16 protein-coding genes and 1 pseudogene are annotated in these 15,781 nt (G+C 73.8%); 6 read left to right on the forward strand and 11 right to left on the reverse strand.

Annotation, left to right across the window (positions count from 1 at the left end):
* Nucleotides 1-4: 4 nt before the first annotated feature.
* From FB563_RS41020 to FB563_RS41035, 4 genes are all read right to left on the reverse strand, one after another.
* Entirely contained in the window at nucleotides 5-742 is a 738-nt protein-coding gene (locus tag FB563_RS41020) for an MnhB domain-containing protein (protein WP_142219269.1), read from the reverse strand.
* Complete coding sequence (locus tag FB563_RS41025) at nucleotides 739-1,011, reverse strand: Na(+)/H(+) antiporter subunit B (protein WP_055706713.1); 273 nt, start codon at nucleotides 1,009-1,011, stop codon at nucleotides 739-741. The genes FB563_RS41020 and FB563_RS41025 overlap by 4 nt, the downstream gene beginning before the upstream one ends.
* A 651-nt stretch (nucleotides 1,012-1,662) precedes the next feature.
* A complete protein-coding gene (locus FB563_RS41030; protein ID WP_142219270.1) occupies nucleotides 1,663-2,115 on the reverse strand; it encodes a monovalent cation/H+ antiporter complex subunit F in 453 nt (150 codons plus the stop codon).
* The gene (locus tag FB563_RS41035) at nucleotides 2,112-2,306 is read right to left on the reverse strand and encodes a hypothetical protein (protein WP_142219271.1); all 195 of its coding nucleotides are present in this window, start codon (nucleotides 2,304-2,306) and stop codon (nucleotides 2,112-2,114) included. Before FB563_RS41035 ends, FB563_RS41030 begins: the two co-directional genes overlap by 4 nt.
* A gap of 241 nt (nucleotides 2,307-2,547) precedes the next feature.
* Here FB563_RS41035 and FB563_RS41040 point away from each other — a divergent pair, with 241 nt between their 5' ends.
* Together FB563_RS41040 and FB563_RS41045 are read left to right on the forward strand one after the other, a co-directional pair.
* Nucleotides 2,548-3,123: a VanZ family protein gene (locus FB563_RS41040; protein WP_055710230.1), complete on the forward strand. Its 576-nt coding sequence runs from the start codon at nucleotides 2,548-2,550 to the stop codon at nucleotides 3,121-3,123.
* Between the two features lie 100 nt (nucleotides 3,124-3,223).
* Nucleotides 3,224-4,459 (forward strand): RICIN domain-containing protein, encoded by a 1,236-nt coding sequence (locus FB563_RS41045; RefSeq protein ID WP_055710229.1) that lies wholly within the window; start codon nucleotides 3,224-3,226, stop codon nucleotides 4,457-4,459.
* 9 nt (nucleotides 4,460-4,468) lie between these two features.
* Here FB563_RS41045 and FB563_RS41050 read toward each other — a convergent pair whose 3' ends face one another.
* The 4 genes and pseudogenes from FB563_RS41050 to FB563_RS41060 form a co-directional block, all read right to left on the reverse strand.
* A complete protein-coding gene (locus FB563_RS41050) occupies nucleotides 4,469-4,690 on the reverse strand; it encodes a hypothetical protein (RefSeq protein ID WP_324615896.1) in 222 nt (73 codons plus the stop codon).
* Nucleotides 4,593-5,426 (reverse strand): site-specific integrase, encoded by an 834-nt coding sequence (locus tag FB563_RS41055; protein ID WP_324615895.1) that lies wholly within the window; start codon nucleotides 5,424-5,426, stop codon nucleotides 4,593-4,595. Before FB563_RS41055 ends, FB563_RS41050 begins: the two co-directional genes overlap by 98 nt.
* An 11-nt stretch (nucleotides 5,427-5,437) precedes the next feature.
* Nucleotides 5,438-5,563: pseudogene (locus FB563_RS45355) on the reverse strand (hypothetical protein); the annotation flags it as partial.
* Between the two features lie 24 nt (nucleotides 5,564-5,587).
* Nucleotides 5,588-6,376: an SDR family oxidoreductase gene (locus tag FB563_RS41060; protein WP_142219272.1), complete on the reverse strand. Its 789-nt coding sequence runs from the start codon at nucleotides 6,374-6,376 to the stop codon at nucleotides 5,588-5,590.
* A gap of 163 nt (nucleotides 6,377-6,539) precedes the next feature.
* On the opposite strand from FB563_RS41060, the gene FB563_RS41065 reads away from it, so the two are divergent.
* On the forward strand, nucleotides 6,540-7,583 hold the full coding sequence (locus FB563_RS41065; RefSeq protein ID WP_142219273.1) for a PHP domain-containing protein: 1,044 nt from the start codon (nucleotides 6,540-6,542) through the stop codon (nucleotides 7,581-7,583).
* 112 nt (nucleotides 7,584-7,695) lie between these two features.
* On the forward strand, nucleotides 7,696-8,352 hold the full coding sequence (locus tag FB563_RS41070) for an HAD family hydrolase (protein WP_055709247.1): 657 nt from the start codon (nucleotides 7,696-7,698) through the stop codon (nucleotides 8,350-8,352).
* A 248-nt stretch (nucleotides 8,353-8,600) separates the two neighbouring features.
* Here FB563_RS41070 and FB563_RS41075 read toward each other — a convergent pair whose 3' ends face one another.
* Nucleotides 8,601-9,479: an alpha/beta fold hydrolase gene (locus tag FB563_RS41075; RefSeq protein WP_055709246.1), complete on the reverse strand. Its 879-nt coding sequence runs from the start codon at nucleotides 9,477-9,479 to the stop codon at nucleotides 8,601-8,603.
* A gap of 178 nt (nucleotides 9,480-9,657) precedes the next feature.
* Between FB563_RS41075 and FB563_RS41080 the strand changes: the two genes are divergently transcribed.
* Together FB563_RS41080 and FB563_RS41085 are read left to right on the forward strand one after the other, a co-directional pair.
* A complete protein-coding gene (locus FB563_RS41080; RefSeq protein ID WP_055709245.1) occupies nucleotides 9,658-10,689 on the forward strand; it encodes an SDR family oxidoreductase in 1,032 nt (343 codons plus the stop codon).
* A 35-nt stretch (nucleotides 10,690-10,724) separates the two neighbouring features.
* Nucleotides 10,725-10,913: a hypothetical protein gene (locus tag FB563_RS41085; protein WP_055709244.1), complete on the forward strand. Its 189-nt coding sequence runs from the start codon at nucleotides 10,725-10,727 to the stop codon at nucleotides 10,911-10,913.
* A gap of 146 nt (nucleotides 10,914-11,059) precedes the next feature.
* On the opposite strand, the gene FB563_RS41090 is transcribed toward FB563_RS41085, so the two are convergent.
* Nucleotides 11,060-12,349 carry an ROK family protein gene (locus tag FB563_RS41090; protein ID WP_055709243.1) on the reverse strand — a complete coding sequence of 430 codons (1,290 nt, stop codon included), beginning with the start codon at nucleotides 12,347-12,349 and terminating at the stop codon, nucleotides 11,060-11,062.
* A 116-nt stretch (nucleotides 12,350-12,465) separates the two neighbouring features.
* Complete coding sequence (locus FB563_RS41095) at nucleotides 12,466-15,642, reverse strand: cytochrome P450 (protein ID WP_055709242.1); 3,177 nt, start codon at nucleotides 15,640-15,642, stop codon at nucleotides 12,466-12,468.
* Nucleotides 15,643-15,781: the final 139 nt, after the last annotated feature.

Consider the following 15,781-nt stretch of genomic DNA (forward strand, 5'->3'; position numbering starts at 1 on the left):
GTGCTCAACTCCCGTGCTCCTCCTCGATCTCGACGGCCTGGTCGAGGAAGTTCGCGAGCAGCACGACGACCGCGCTCGCCACCTCCATGCCGATGGCCGCGTTCAGCAGGGGGACGGTGCCGCCGGAGCACAGCGTGTTGAAGGTGCCGTACGGCAGCAGCGTGTTGGCCAGGAAGGCGGTGCCGGCCAGCACACCGGCGATGCCCAGCACGAGGTAGGAGGAGACCGCGACCGCGTCGGAGGCCTCGAAGACAGCGAGCGGGCGGACGCGTTCCAGCGCGCGGTAGTCGGCGCCGAGGTACAGCAGGTGCAGCGCGGTCGCGGCGACGACCCCGCCCTGGAAGCCGCCGCCGGGGCTGAGCTGGCCGTGGGCGATGACGTACAGGCCGGTGACCAGGGCGACGGGCAGCGCGATCAGGGCGTAGCGGCGGACCGGCCGGGCCACCTCGGCGGGTCGCGGCCGCGCCCGGTGCTCGTCGCGGGCCTGGCGCAGCAGTACCACGCAGCCGAGGACGGCGGCGAACAGGATGGTCATCTCGCCGAGGGTGTCGTGGGCGCGCTGGTCGAAGTTGACGGAGGCGATGGTGTTGGCGGTGTGCCGGGCGAGGGAGGCGTGTACGGCCCGGGTGCCGTAGGGATGGCTCCGGCCGCCGAAGCCGGGCAGGTCCAGGCAGGCGGCGACGAGCAGGGCGGCCAGGCCTGCGCCGCCGACGGCCAGCAGGGCGAGCCGCAGCCGGTTCACCGCGCACCGCCCTTCGAGCCGTCCTCCGCGCGGCCGCGGCGTCTGACCTTGCGCACGCTCAGCATGATCAGCAGCGGCGTGAGCGCGGAGCCGACGGCCAGCTGGGACAGGCCGACGTCCGGGGCCTGGAACACCGTGAACAGCACGGCCAGGAAGGACCCGAGCACGGACAGCACCAGTGCCTGGCGTGCGGGGTCGCGCTGGGCCACGGCTGCGGTGGCGGTGGCGGCCATGAGCACCAGCGCCACGACGATCACTGCGTCGTCCATGCCGCACCTCCGCCCCGTTGGGCTGACGACCCGTCACCCTTCGCGTGCCGGCAGGTCGGTGTGTTCGGGGACCGGCGGCAGCACCGCGGGTCGGCCGACGCGGCCGTGTGGTCGCGGCGGGGGTGCGCCGCGCGCGACGTGTGTGCGGTTCGGCTGCGGGAATGTGCCGTGGCTGCTGTCCCGGTGCGGAGGGCGCGGGGCCTCACGGGCCCGTCAGGCCGCCGGTATGCCGGCGACTCCGCAGGCGCGACCGCCGTCGGGTACCCCGGCGGCCCACCCGCGAGCGCATGGGGGACGGCACACCCCCGCAGCCGCCCCACCACCACGTCCGCCACCCCGCACCTGCGCGATCGTCGCACGAACGCGCCTTCGAGGCCCGAGCCCTGCGAGCGCCGCGCGCCCACATCCGCATCCGTGCCCGCACAGGCACCCGCACCCGCACAGGCACCCACCCCCACACCCGCCATCACCCCACCCCGCAACCGCCGCGCACCCGCGCTCGCCACCCCGTCGACCTGCCGCTCGACCGCGGGCACACCCGCCACCCGGCCATCCAGCAGCCGCGGCCACGTGCACGCACGGTCAGCCGTCACCGCCCGGTCGCTCGGCCGGCCCGCGGCCGCGGCGCCCTTGGCTCCGCTCCAGCGCATGTCAGCCACCCCGCACCCCCCGGAACCCACCGGACAGGGCGCGTGAGGCGATCACGTTGCCGGAGATCAGGAGGGCGCCGATGACCAGGAGCTTCACCATGGCGCGGCCGGGACCGGTGGCGGCGCAGACGGCGGCCACGACGGCCGCGCTCAGTGCGGCGGCGGTCCACGTCAGCCCCCAGGCGCTCGGCCGCCGGCCTTCCAGGTCGTCCGAGAGCAGCCGGGCGAAGACGAGCGTGCCGACCGGGCCGAGCAGGGCCAGCAGCAGGGCGAGGTCGACGTAGGCCGGGCGGCCGTAGCCCTGGGAGAGCAGCAGAAGGGCCGGGCACAGGGCCGGGGTGGTCATGTTCTGGGCGACGACGCGGCGGGCCGGCGGGCCGGTGGTGACGCCCCACAGGGCGGCCGCCCCTCCCCCGCCCAGTTCGACGGTCGCCGCGAGGATCCAGCCGTTCACCGCCAGGTCACCGCCCGTCGGCCGGCCCGTGCCAGCAGCGCCCCGACCGCCGCGGCGCTCGCGCCCACGACCCGTTCCAGGGTGTCGACCGAGGTGATGAACACCAGCCACAGCAGCGCCAGCGCGCCCCACCAGACGAGGAGTTCAGCGACGACGAGGAGGGCCGTGCGGGGAGCCGTACGCCGGGTCATCCGCCACCTCCTCGGTCCACTCTGCACACATGCGCGGCGATGTGTCCGATGCGCCGCTCGGGGCATCCAAGCACCGCCGGGCCCGTTGAGGGGCGGCGGCACGCGGGTCCGCAACCGGAGTGCCCCGGGAGCGTGAACGGAAACGCCACCCGGTCCCGGCAGCCGCGCGGGTGGCGGCATCCCCGTCCCGTGTCGGGGTAACCGCGTTGTGAATCGGGCGAGTTCACCACGGGAGGACCTCATGGCCCGTACCGTCCCGCGCCTGCCGGCGTTGCTGAGCGCTTCCGGGAAGCGGGCGCCGGCCGAGAAGAACCGCCGGCCGGGCGCGCGGCACGCCCTTCCCCTGCTGCTGCGGGTGCCGGCGATGCTGGTCGCCTTCGTGTGCATGGTGGCGTTCGCCGCAGCCCTGGCCCGGATCACCCTGGCACCGTCGCCCGCCTCGGCGCATCTGACGCACAGCAATCTGCACCCGGGCCGCTCCTTGCGGGCCTACCTGGAGCAGGCACGGACGCTGGACGCGGTGAAACAGATCGGCGGGAACGTGCTCCTGGGCGCCCCGTTCGGGGTGCTGGTGCCGGTCCTCGCGCCGCGCGCCCGCGGGGTGCTGCGGGTGCTGACGCTCACGGCGCTGGTGATGCTGACCGTGGAACTGGTGCAGGGGGCGCTGGTCACCGGGCGGGCCTTCGACATCGACGACGTGCTCCTCAACACCGCCGGGGCGCTGCTGGGCTGGCTGCTGCTGGGACGACGGCTGGGGCGAGCGGTGCACCGGCGCGTGCGCGAGCCGGCCGGGAAGCAGTCACCGCCGAGCGTATGACCTCTTGTCAGCATCAGGTCTGCACCAAGGTATTGACGCCTCCTTTTCTTACTTCTTAAATCAAGAGGCATCCTCAGCCCCCCACGTCGAACGGAGAGCCATGGCCTCCCCACGCCTGCTCCGCAGATGCCTCTTCGCCGCCCTGTCCGCCGTCCTGGTCGGTTCCGCCGCCGTCGGTCCGGCGCGGGCCCGGGCGGCCGTGCCGGCGGCAGCGACCGTCACCACCTTCTCCGACAATTTCGACGGACCCGCGGGCTCCGCGGTCGACTCCTCGAAGTGGACGCTGGAGACCGGCGACAACGTCAACAACCACGAGCGGGAGTACTACACGTCCGGCACGCACAACGCGGCCCTCGACGGCCAGGGCCACCTGGTGATCACGGCCCGCAAGGAGAACCCGGCCGGCTACCAGTGCTGGTACGGCAGCTGCCAGTACACCTCCGCCCGGCTGAACACGGCCGGGAAGTTCAACGCCCAGTACGGGCACGTCGAGGCGCGGATGAAGATCCCGCGCGGACAGGGCATGTGGCCGGCGTTCTGGATGCTGGGTACGCCCGTGAACTGGCCCGACTCGGGCGAGATCGACGTGATGGAGAACGTCGGGTTCGAACCCTCGACCGTGCACGGCACCATCCACGGGCCCGGCTACTCCGGCTCCGGCGGCATCGGCGCGGCCTACACGCTGCCGGGGGGTCAGGCCTTCGCGGACGCCTTCCACACCTTCGCGATCGACTGGTCACCCGGCTCGATCACCTGGTCCGTGGACGGGAACGTCTACGAGCGGCGCACCCCCGCCGACCTGGGCGGAAAAACCTGGGTGTTCGACAACAAGCCGTTCTTCCTGATCCTGAACCTGGCCGTCGGCGGCTACTGGCCCGGCGACCCCGACGCCAGTACCCAGTTCCCGCAGCAACTGGTGGTGGACTCGGTGTCGGTGACGACGAGCGACAGCGCGAGCGGAGTCCCGATACGCGGTCTGGCCGGCAAGTGCGTGGACGTGGCCGGCGCGAACCCGGCGAACGGCACACCGGTGCAGCTCTACGACTGCAACGGCACGGCCGCGCAGGCGTGGACGGTCGGCTCGGACGGCACGATCCGGGCGCTCGGCAAGTGCCTGGACGTCACGGGCAACGGCACCGCGGACGGCTCGACCGTCCAGCTGTGGGACTGCACCGGCGGGCCGAACCAGAAGTGGACCGTCACCGGGGCGCACGACATCGTCAACCCACAGGCGGACAAGTGCCTTGACGTGACCGGGAACAACTCGGCCAACGGCACACGCCTGCAGATCTGGACGTGCACGGGCGGCGCCAACCAGAAGTGGACGGTCGGCTGAGCCGTCGCCTCAGTGCAGCGTCCAGGTGTACTTGCCGCCGCCCACCCAGCGGACCGCGTCCGGGTCGTCCAGGTCATGGATGGGGATGCCGTAGGCGGCGGCGGTCTCCAGCACATCGGTGACCGTCCTGGCCTCACCGACCACCTGACCGTCGATCTCCATGATCCTGAAGGGTGGTTCGCCCGGCCTCCCCGGGCACACCCCGTGCACCAGGACCCGCGGATGGGCGATGTGGGGAACACCTTGCTCGGTCATGAAACTCAGCGTAGAACGCAATGCGGGCGGACGGCTCATCCGCGGGAGCCGTCCAGCAGACCGAGGACCGCCGCCTCGACGGCTCCCTGGGTGGCCGGGCGGCCGAAGCTTTGGCTGACCTCGCGGACGGCCGGCTGATCTGCCGGCGCCGGGCGGCGGGGCTCGCCCGGCCGCTCTCGGCGGTCACGGCGACCGCGACGGCGGCGAGCACGGTGGCGTGCCAGGTGCGGAAGCCACGCGCGTAGTGGGCGAGGAAGCGGTCGCCGCCGCGCGGGCGCCGCAACAGCGCCCGGGCGACGGCGCGGACCTGTTCGTCGACGAGGGCGCGGACCGTCTCCACGCCGCCCTTGGCCGGGTAGCTGAAGGTGACCTCCTCCCGGCCGCGGGTGACGTGCTCGCGGAGCATGGTCGTCAGGCCGTAGGTCTCGCTGACGCGGGTGTGCCGGTCGCTGCCGATGCGAAAGAAGCCGAGGTCCAGCAGACGGACCGCGCAGGCGGTGACCCGGGACGGGCTCAGCCCGCGGCCGGCGAGGTCGAGGGCGACCTGGGCGCGCAGCTCGGGCAGGGCCCGCGCGACCTGTCGTACGTGCTCGTGCTTGGCCTTCTCGTGCTCGGCCCGGAACCGCTCGTGGTACAGGTCAGGTACTGGCGGCGCCCGGCGTCGTCCGTGCCGACGGCCTGGAGGTGGCCGTTCGGCCAGGGACAGATCCACACGTCACGCCAGGCGGGCGGGATGGCCAGGGCCCGGATCCGGGCGAGCTGTCCGGGGTCGGTGAGGGACCGGCGGCGGTGTCGGCGTAGCGGAAGCCCCGGCCGCAGCGAACCCGCCGGTAGCCCGGGCCGTCGCAGGAACTGGTCCGCAGGCGCATCGGCTCAGGGACGCCGCCACTCGTCGCCGGTCAGGTGGGAGCCGGCCTGCGGGCCCATGCGGAGCATCCCGCCGTCGACGCTCCAGGAGGCGCCGGTGACGTACGAGGCGTCCGGGCTCGCCAGGAAGGCGATGACGGCGGCGACCTCCCGGGCGTCACCGGGCCGCCCGAGCGGCACGCCGGGCCGCCGCTCGGTGTGCACGTCGGTGTCCTCCTGGCCGGTCATCGGTGTGGCGATCTCGCCCGGCGCGACCGCGTTCACGGTGATGCCGTACTCGGCGAGCTCCAGCGCCATGACCTGTGTGAGCAGGCCGAGCCCGCCCTTCGCCGCACAGTAGGGGGCGGCGCCGACCCGGGGCTGGTGCTCGTGGACGGAGGTGACGTTGACGATCCGGCCGCCGTCGCCCTGCCGGATCATGTGCCGGGCCGCGCGCTGCCCGCACAGGAACGGGCCGACCAGGTCGACGTCCAGGACCCGGCGCACGTCCGCGAGGGTCAGGTCGAGGAAGGGGGTCATGACGCCCGTACCGGCGTTGTTGACCAGGACGTCGAGGCGGCCCAGTTCGGCGCACAGCTCGTCGACGGTGTCGGCGGCCTCGGGCAGCCGGGTGAGGTCCAGCTGGGCGACGGCGGCGCGGCGGCCCTTGCCGCGGACCTCCTCCGCGGTCCCGGCGGCGCCCTCGTCGTCGGTGTGCCAGGTGATGCCGACGTCCAGGCCGGCTTCGGCCAGGCGTACGGCGGTGGCCCGGCCGATTCCGGAGTCGGCGCCGGTGACGATGGCTGCGCGTGGCATGGGCCGGCCTCCTCAGCTGGGTTGCGCATCGCAGTACCCGGGGGTGGGGTGCGCAAACCGGGTTCTTCTGCCTCGTTGAGCGCCGTTGCGGACTGCGGGTGCGTCTGTGGCTTGTCGCGCGTTCCCCGCGCCCCTTCGGAGCTCCTCAGGCACTCTGGGTTGCATGGATCCCGTCGCCGCTCTCGACCGGATTGCCTTCCTGCTGGAGCGGTCGCTCGCGCCCACCTACCGGGTCAAGGCCTTTCGTACCGCCTCCCGGGCGCTGGCCGCGCTGCCCGCCGAGGAAGTGGCCGAGCGGGCCGCTGCCGGGACCCTGGAGGCGCTCAAAGGGGTCGGACCCAAGACCGCGCAGGTCGTGCGGGAGGCGTTGGCCGGGGAGGTGCCCGGATATCTGCGGAAGCTGGAGGAGGAGGCGGGGGCGTCGGTGGGGACGGAGGGTGCCGGGGCCGAGCTGCGGGCCATGATCCGGGGGGACTGTCACACCCATTCGGACTGGTCCGACGGGGGCAGCCCGATCGAGGAGATGGGCCGGGCCGCGGCCGAGCTGGGTCATGAGTGGACGGCGCTGACCGACCACTCCCCCCGGCTGACCGTGGCCCGCGGTCTGTCGCCGGAGCGGCTGCGCGAGCAGCTGGCGGTGGTGGCGGGGCTGAACGCGCGGTGGGCGCCGTTCCGGCTGCTCACCGGCATCGAGTGCGACATCCTCGAGGACGGCTCGCTGGACCAGGAGCCGGAACTGCTCGAGCGGCTGGACGTCGTCGTGGTGTCGGTGCACTCGAAGCTGCGGATGGACGCCCGGTCGATGACACGCCGGATGGTCGCCGCCGTACGCAACCCGCACGCCGATGTGCTCGGGCACTGCACCGGGCGGCTGGTGACGGGCCGCGGGCGGCCGGAGTCGGAGTTCGACGCGGACGCGGTGTTCGCCGCCTGCGCCGAGGCCGGTACGGCCGTGGAGATCAACAGCCGGCCCGAGCGGCTGGATCCGCCCCGCAGGCTGCTGCGCCGGGCCGTGGACGCGGGGGTGCTGTTCTCCGTCGACACCGACGCGCACGCGCCCGGCCAGCTCGACTGGCAGATCCTCGGCTGCGCCCGGGCGGAGGAGTGCGGGGTGCCCGCCGGGCGGGTGGTGACCACCTGGTCCGCCGACGAGCTGCTGGCCTGGACCCGGGAGGGCCGGGTCCCGGCGCGCGCGTCGGGTTCCTGACCTGCCCGGCGTGGTACCCGGCCCGCAACGAGAACGGAGAGCCGGGCGCCGGGCAGGGACGCCCCGGACGGCCCGGGCAAGGACCCTCGGACGGTCAGGAAGGGACCCGCGGATGGAGCGCGCCGCCGTCTTCGATGTCGACGGAACCCTCGTCGACACCAACCACCTGCACGTCGTCTCCTGGTGGGAGGCGTTCCGGCAGGCCGGACACGACGTGCCCATGCACGCGGTGCACCGGGCCGTCGGTCTCGCCTCCACGGACCTGATCGCCCAGCTGCTCGGCGACGGCCGCGACACCGATCGGGACGGCGAGCTGAGCGCCGCGCACAAAGCCCTGTACGGCCAGTACTTCGACCGGCTGCCGGCTCTGCCGAAGGCCGGGGAGCTGCTGCGCCGGCTGCACCGGGACGGCTGGACGGTCGTCCTCGCCACCTCGGCGAGCGGCGCCGAGCTGGGTGCGCTGCGGCGGGCCATCGCCGCCGACGACGCGATCGCGGACACGGCGAGCTCGGAGGACGTCCAGGAGGGCAAGCCCGCCCCGGAGCCGGTGGAGCACGCCCTGGAGCTGGCCGGGGTTCCGGCCTCGCGGGCGGTGTTCGTCGGGGACACCGTGTGGGACATGCGGGCGGGTGCCAGGGCCGGGGTGCGCTGTGTGGGGGTGCTGTGCGGCGGGATCCCCCGGGCCGACCTGGAGGAGGCCGGGGCGGAAGCCGTCTACGCGGACCCCGCCGACCTGCTCGAAGGGCTCGACGGGAGCCCGCTGGCGTGAGCATCATGGGTAGTGGTGCATGGGTGGTGAAGGTCACATGACCGGCCGGAACACCCGAGGGTGGTTGCCCGTTGAACCAGCCGTGGGTACGGATGGGACAGTGTCCCCGGGCCTCACCCTTTGCCCACAGGGACGATCGTTCGGCTGAAGCCCTGTGGAGCCTTTCGCCGAGAGGCGACCGCCATCCGTGCCCACCACCTGACCGCCCCGGTCGTGAATCCCCCGTCACGGCCGGGGCCCTTGTCCGTTCAGCGGCCGTGCGCCGCCGCACCGACCAGCTCGCCCGCGCGGACGGCCCCGGACTCGATGAAGTCCCGCAGGTCGGCCGTGAGCCGGGCGGCATGCGTGGCGAACAGGCCGTGCCCGCCGTTCTCGTACACCTTCAGGACGGCCTCCGGTACCAGCCGGGCCACGCGTTCACCGGTGAGTGCCAGGGGCGCGGAGGTGTCGTGGGTGCCGTGCACGACCAGCACCGGCAGGTCCAGCGCGGGCAGCTCGCCGGCGATGTCCAGCGCGGCGACCACGGCCCGGACGCCGGTCGCGGCGCGGGGTGTGGCGACCATGCAGCGGTCGATCAGATGGCGGACATAGGCCGGGGAGACGTCGTTGCCGGGCTGCCCGACGGCGAAGAAGTCGTCCGCGAAGTGGGTGAACCAGGCGGCCCGGTCACGCCGGAAGGACTTCTCGTCGGCGCGTACGGCCGCCGGGTCGATGCCCTCCGGGAGGTTCGGCGAGCGGACCAGGCCGGGGCTGACGCCGGCGACGAGGGCGGCGCGGGCCACGCGTGCGGAGCCGTGCCGGGTGAGGCAGCGGATCACCTCGGCGGTGCCGACGGAGTGCCCGACGAGGGTGACCTCGCGCAGGTCGAGGTGGTCGAGGAGCCCGTTCAGGTCGTCGGCGAGGGTGTCGAGGTCGTCTCCGTTCCAGGTGTCGTCGGAACGCCCGTGTCCGCGCCGGTCAAGCGCCACGCAGCGGAATCCGGCCTCCGCGAGCGGCAGCGTCTGGTACTCCCACATCTCGTGGCCGAGGTACGCGCTGGCGACGAAGACGGCGACCGGGCCGGTGGCCGGTCCGTGGTCGATGTAGTGCAGACGGGTGCCGTCGACGGGGCTCTCGAAGTACGGCATGGGGTGCCTCCTCGGCGGTGGGTGCCTGGTGCGACGCGTCTCGGTCGCGCTGACGTCCTCGATGCTCCCCGGACACCGCGCACCGGTCGATTACCCGCCACGTCATGGCCGGGTGTGCGCGCGCCGGGGCCCGGGTACCCGGCGGGTCCACCGGAGTGTGGGCCGAGAGGAGCCGAAGGTGAGCAGCGCAGCGGGCAGCAGGGTCGTCGTCACGGGCGCCACCGGCAACGTCGGCACGAGTGTGGTGCGGTTGCTCTCGGAGGACCCGGAGATCAAGTCGGTGCGCGGGCTGGCCCGGCGTACCCCGGCCTGGTCGCCGCCGAAGACCGAGTGGGCCGCGGTCGACCTCGCCGCCGAACAGGACAATCTCGCCGAGCGGTTCGAGGGCGCCGACGCGGTGGTCCATCTGGCCTGGGCGTTCCAGCCGACGCACGATCCGGCGGTCACCTGGCGGACCAATGTGCTCGGCGGCATCCGGGTGTTCGGGGCGGTCGCCGCGGCGCGGGTGCCGGTGCTGGTGCACGCCTCGTCCGTGGGCGCGTACTCGCCCGGGCCGAAGGACCGCGCGGTGGACGAGTCCTGGCCGACGCACGGCTGGCCGGATGCCGCCTACTGCCGGGAGAAGGCCTATCTGGAGCGCACGCTGGACGTGTTCGAGCGGGACCACCCCGAGGTGCGGGTGGTGCGGATGCGCCCGGCGTTCCTGTTCAAGTGGCAGTCCGCGAGCGAGCAGCGGCGCATCTTCGGCGGGCGGTTCCTGCCCGGTCCGCTGGCCCGGCCGGAGCTGCTGCCGTTCCTGCCGGACATCCCGGGGCTCCGGGTGCAGGCGCTGCACACGGACGACGCCGCCGAGGCCTACCGGCTCGCGCTGCGCACGGACGGCGCGCGGGGCGCCTTCAACCTCGCCGCGGACCCGCCGCTCGACGCCGGCGTGCTCGGCGAGCTGCTGGGCAGCCGCCCGGTACGGCTGCCGCGCACGGCGGCCCGGTCGGCCATCGCCGCGGCCTGGGGGCTGCATCTGCTGCCGGCTTCCCCGCACCTGTTCGACGCCGTGCTGCGGCTGCCGCTGATGGACTGCGGGCGGGCGCACACCGAGCTGGGCTGGCAGCCACGGCGTACGGCGACCGAGGTGCTGCAGGAGTTCCTCGACGGCCTGCAGCAGGGCGCCGGGATGGACACCGAGCCGATGCGCGGACGCAAGGTCGGCTGACACGCCGTGCCCGTCCGGGCCGAGGGGAGAACGCCATGGCCGCACAACGAGAGCCGGAGCCGGGCCGCGACACGGGCAGCGACGCGGGTCCCGTGCCGAGGGACATGCCCGACCAGCAGGCGGGCGCAGGCGAGGACCGGTGGGAGGTCACACCGGACAAGCCGCGCAAGCGGGAGCAGACCCCGGCGGACGACGCGCCGGACGCGGAAGAGCCGTCCGGCTGAGCGGCGGGTGGCGCCGAGCTGCGGCAGGCCGTCGGTCGTGTGCGGCGCCACCGTGGCCGGTCGCGCCCACGCGGCGGAGCCGCATGTCGATACGGCCCGCGCCCCTGAGGGGTTCACCGCCGGCTACCGGCCCCGGCAGCCGTCGGTCAGCGTGGGGCCCTCTGGCGCAGTGCGGCCCGCCAGGCCGGGACGTGGTCCTCGGTGGCCGGTTCCGGGCGGTGGCCGCCACTGGCGAAGAAGTCGGCCAGGGGCAGGATCGCGGCGCCGACGGTGACCGCGTCGGGGCCGAGCCGCCCGAGGTCGATGGTGACCTTGTCGGCCGGATGGCGCAGCGCGTAGGTCGTCGCGTGCCGTCGTACGGCCGGCAGGAAGCGGGCGCCCAGCTGGAGTCCGGCCCAGCCGCCGATGAGGATCCGCTCGGGCTGGAAGAGGTTGATCAGGTCGGCCAGGCCGGCGCCGAGGTACTCGGCGGTCTCCTCCAGAACGGCCAGTGCGACCGGATCGGGCTCGATCCCCTCGGCCGGATAGGCGGCGGCCAGCATCGCGGTGAGCGCGGTCTCCTCGTCGGTGTCCTCGGGTGGCCGTCCGCCCTCCTCGCGCCAGCGCTCGAGCAGGGACTCGGCGCCCGCGTAGGCCTCCAGGCAGCCGGGTGCGCCACAGCGGCAGCGGCGCCCGCGCACCCGTACGGTCAGGTGGCCCCACTCGACCGCCCGCCCGTGCTCGACCTCGGGTGTGACCACACAGGCGCCGACGCCGGAGCCGAAGAGCACGACCACGGCGTTGCGGGCGCCGCGTCCCGCGCCGAACCACATCTCGGCCTGGCCCAGCGTCTTGGCGCCGTTGTCGATGAAGTACGGGATCGCGTCGGGGAGCTGGGAGGCGGAGCGCAGCAGCCGCTCCAGCGGGACGGCGTCCCAGCCGATGGTCTGCCCGTGGACGACGGCGCCCTGCTCGGCGGTGTGTTCGACGATGCCGGGGACACCGATCCCGACGCCGAGCAGCCGCTCGGGCACGGCTTCTTCGGCGCCCAGGACCTCGGCGATGCCGTCGCGGATGTGGCCGGCGATCACCTCGACGTCGTAACCCTGCGGGGCCAACCGGCGTTCGGTGCGGGCGAGTTCGGTCAGGGCCAGGTCGAACAGCTCGACGCGGACGCGGGTTTCGCCGACGTCGACGCCGATCATCTGTCCGCAGTCGGGGGCGACGCGCAGCAGGGTACGGGGCCGGCCGCCGTCGGAGTCGACGCTGCCGGCCTCCACGACCAGACCGTCCGCGATGAGGTCGGCGACCACATTGCTGACCGAGCCGGAGCTCAGGCCGGTGGCCGGGCCCAGCTCGAACCGGCTGAGGGGGCCGTCGAAGTACAGCTTCTGCAGCACCGCCGTGCGGTTGCCCCGCCTGAGGTCGCGAACCGTGCGCCCGTTACGCCCCGCCATGACGCTCCCTTCACGAACCCTGCCCGACCTGCAACATACCCCTTCGGACGGGCGGAAGGCGAGATTCTCCCAACCCTTAGTTCATGATCTGAGCTAAGCGAGGGCGCGCCCAGGCGTCACCCCGCCGCGTACACGTCCTCCACGTAACGCCCCTCAGCCACCAGCGCGTCGAGCCACCGCTCGGCCGCCGCCCCGTCGCTGCCCGGCGTCCGCCCCCGGTACAGCGCGCGGAACGCCTCCCGCACGCCGGGTGCCATCCTCGCGCCGTCGCCGCAGACGTACACCCGCGCGCCGGAGCACACCAGCTCCCACACCTCGTCGGCCTCGGCGGCGATGCGGTGCTGGACGAACACCGCGCCGTTCTCGGGGGCCGCGCTGAAGGCCGGGCGCAGTGAGACCGCGCCGGCCTCCTCGGCGGCCCGCAGCTCTCCGGCGTGCAGGAAGTCGGCGTCGGGGGCGTCGCAGCCGAAGTACAGCAGGGCGGGCGGGAGTTCGGCGCCTGCGGCGCGGGCCGCGACGCGGTCGGCGACGGCGCCGCGGAACGGGGCGAGCCCGGTACCGGCGGCGACCATCACGACCGGTGCCGAGCCGTCGATCCGGAAGGCCTCGCGGCAGGGCTGGACGCGGGCGTGCACCGTGTCGCCGGGCCGGAGAGAGGCGAGGTGGCCGGAGCCGGTCCCTCGGTAGCGGCCCCTTCCGGAGCGGGCCGGGGCGTCCAGGACGGAGACCATGAGGTCCACATGGTCCGCGTCGACGGCCGGCGAGGAGCTCACCGAGTAGTGGCGAGGCCTGAGCGGGGTCAGCAGGTCGAGCAGGCGCGGCCAGTCGAGGGCTCCGCGCAGGGCCGGGTGGTCCTCGGCGAGTTCGAGCAGGGTGCGCGGATCGTCGCCGGTCAGGGCGGCGAGGGCGGCACGCTCGGGCGGGCAGGGGTTGGCCTCGGCGAGCAGGGCCAGCTGCCGGGCCGTGGGACGCTCCTGCAACTCGACATGGTGCGTGAGGAGTTGCCGTACCTTCAACGGGCGGTCCACGGCGAGGCCGTCGCGGCGCGGGCGGGTGGCCCGGATGTCCAGCAGGGCGTCGGGGTCGAGGCCGAACGCGGCGACGGCCCGGTCCACCAGGTCCTGGGCGTTGGCGGGCAGCACGGTCAGATGGTCGGCGGTGCGGTAGGTGACGCCCTCGGGCAGCGCGATGCGCAGGAAACGCTTGGTGCGCGGGTGTGCGGGCGCGGTGAGGTCGTAGGCCTCGGTCACGGTCATCGGGACCAGTTCGTGCCGGGCGGCGAGGGCGTCCAGCGGGCCGCCGGTCAGCGTGCGGACCTCGTACGCGCTCGTGGGCTCCTCCGTCGGGGCGCCTGCGGCGGGATCGCCGTACTCCGTCAGCAGCGCGGTGCGCAGCCGGGCCGTGAACTCCCGTACGGTGCCGCTCAGATCGCCGGAGGCGTCGGCGGCGGTCCGGGCGGTCAGGCGGGTGGCGCCGAGTTCGGCGAGGCGGGCGTCGATGCGGGTGGGCACCTGCTGGTAGGTGGCGGCCCAGTTGCGGTCGCCGACGCCGAGGACGGCGTAGGTCACGCCGGTCAGGTCGGGGGTGCCGCCGAGCCAGGCGGTGAAGGCCGTGGCGTCGTCGGTGGGGTGGCCGTTGTAGGAGGCGGCGGTGATGACCACGGTCCGGTCGGTGGGCAGTTTGCCCGTGTACGTGTCCAGGGCGGCGACCTCGGTGGCGCAGCCGACGGCGGCGGCCTCGTCGGCGAGCTGGGCGGCGAAGGCCCGGCAGGTGCCGTAGTTGCTGCCGTGCAGGAAGAGGACGCCGGTACCGGGGCGGACCCGGGCGGGCAGGGTGTCCGGGGCCGAGTCCTCGCCCGACTGCGCGGGGACGCTGCCGGGCAGCGGGGCGTGCACGCGGTCGGCGGAGGTGCGCGGCGTGAGCGTGAGGGTGAAGCCCTCGGGCTTGAGGGTGAGGGTCTCCTTCACCGTGAGCCGGTAGTCGGCATGGTCGTGCAGCCGGTAGCGGTGGACCAGCATGGCGAGCAGCATGGTCGCCTCGTGCAGCGCGAACTGCCGCCCGATGCAGGCGCGTTCACCCGTGCCGAAGGGCTTGAAGGCGTGCACCGGGCGGGCCGCCTCCGCCTCGGCGGTGAACCGCTCGGGGTCGAACAGCTCCGGGTTGTCGCCCCAGACGGGCTGCCGGTGCAGCATCGGGGTGAGCACGGTGACGGCCTGCCCGGCCGCGAGCGGGATCCGGCCGCCGAGCAGGGTGTCCGCACGGGCGTGCCGGCTGAAGGCGGCGGCCGTCGGCCACAGCCGAAGTGCCTCGGCCAGCACCTGGCGGGTGTAGGTGAGCCGGCCGACGTCGTCGTACGACGGCTCGGGGTCGGCCGTGTCACCCCACAGCTCGTCGGCCTCGCGCTGCACGAGGCGCAGCACGGCGGGGTGCTTGGCGAGGTAGTACAGGGCGAAGGACATCGCGCCGGAGGTCGTCTCATGGCCGGCGATGAGGAAGGTGATGACCTGGTTGCGGATGTTGGCGGTGTCCAGGGTGGTGCCGTCGGCCGGGTGCGGCGCGCTGAGCATCAGCCCGAGCAGGTCCGCCGCGCCGCTCTGGTCGGTGCCGGTGCGGGCGGCGATGACCTCGTCCACGACCTTCGCCAGGTAGTCGGCGTCCGCGCGGAAGGCCGCGTCGGCCGCCGAGTGGTCCTGGCCGGGGCTGCGGGCCAGGCGGGTCATGCTCCACTCCAGGCAGTGGACCATCGACTCCACGAAGGGGTGTGGCTCATCGCGTTCGAAGGAGCCGAAGTCGTAGTCGAACCCGGCCAGGCCGATGGTGTCGAGGGTCATCCGGGTCATGTCGTCCGGCACGTTCACGGCGCGCCCGTCCCGGGCCGCGCGGTCCCAGGAGTCGATGAGCCGGCGGGCCACCTTGAGCATCACCGGGTGGTAGGTGCGCATCGAGCCGAGCGCGAAGGCGGGCATCAGGATGTCGTGCGCCTTGGCCCAGTTGGGCTCGTCGTTGTATGCCGTGAACAGGCCGTCGGCGGCGAAGGCGCGCACGTTCTGGAGCGCGGGCCCGATGTGCTTGGCGAACCGCTCCTCGTCGGCGAGGTCCGCGACCAGATCGGCGTCGGCGACGAACAGCGCGTCCCGGTCGTGCAGCCGGCGCACGAGCACGGGGCCGTGGGTGCGCATCAGGTCCATGACCTGCTGCAGGGGGGTGCGGCCGGGACCGGTGGCGGTGATGTCGACGACGGGGACGCCGGGCAGGGTGGCGGCCGGGTCGGGGTGCGGTGCGGTGGGGGGCATGGCGCGACAACTGCCTTTCGCGGAAACGGAGTACTCGCGGTAACGGGGTACTGCGTTCCAGGGTGATCGACCCGTGCCGCGGGCCCGGGCCACGGCACTACACGATCGTGCAGTCAAAACTCGGTTGCGGGCCTTGCGC

It is taken from the genome of Streptomyces puniciscabiei (genome assembly GCF_006715785.1).
Taxonomy (GTDB): Bacteria; Actinomycetota; Actinomycetes; order Streptomycetales; family Streptomycetaceae; genus Streptomyces; species Streptomyces puniciscabiei.

Excerpts from the sequence above, each read along its gene's own strand:
- FB563_RS41065 (WP_142219273.1), top strand. The coding sequence starts at position 6,540 with ATGGATCCCGTCGCCGCTCTCGACCGGATTGCCTTCCTGCTGGAGCGG.
- FB563_RS41045 (WP_055710229.1), top strand. The coding sequence starts at position 3,224 with ATGGCCTCCCCACGCCTGCTCCGCAGATGCCTCTTCGCCGCCCTGTCC.
- FB563_RS41095 (WP_055709242.1), bottom strand. The coding sequence starts at position 15,642 with ATGCCCCCCACCGCACCGCACCCCGACCCGGCCGCCACCCTGCCCGGC.
- FB563_RS41070 (WP_055709247.1), top strand. The coding sequence starts at position 7,696 with ATGGAGCGCGCCGCCGTCTTCGATGTCGACGGAACCCTCGTCGACACC.
- FB563_RS41085 (WP_055709244.1), top strand. The coding sequence starts at position 10,725 with ATGGCCGCACAACGAGAGCCGGAGCCGGGCCGCGACACGGGCAGCGAC.
- FB563_RS41035 (WP_142219271.1), bottom strand. The coding sequence starts at position 2,306 with ATGACCCGGCGTACGGCTCCCCGCACGGCCCTCCTCGTCGTCGCTGAA.
- FB563_RS41040 (WP_055710230.1), top strand. The coding sequence starts at position 2,548 with ATGGCCCGTACCGTCCCGCGCCTGCCGGCGTTGCTGAGCGCTTCCGGG.
- FB563_RS41060 (WP_142219272.1), bottom strand. The coding sequence starts at position 6,376 with ATGCCACGCGCAGCCATCGTCACCGGCGCCGACTCCGGAATCGGCCGG.
- FB563_RS41090 (WP_055709243.1), bottom strand. The coding sequence starts at position 12,349 with ATGGCGGGGCGTAACGGGCGCACGGTTCGCGACCTCAGGCGGGGCAAC.
- FB563_RS41025 (WP_055706713.1), bottom strand. The coding sequence starts at position 1,011 with ATGGACGACGCAGTGATCGTCGTGGCGCTGGTGCTCATGGCCGCCACC.
- FB563_RS41075 (WP_055709246.1), bottom strand. The coding sequence starts at position 9,479 with ATGCCGTACTTCGAGAGCCCCGTCGACGGCACCCGTCTGCACTACATC.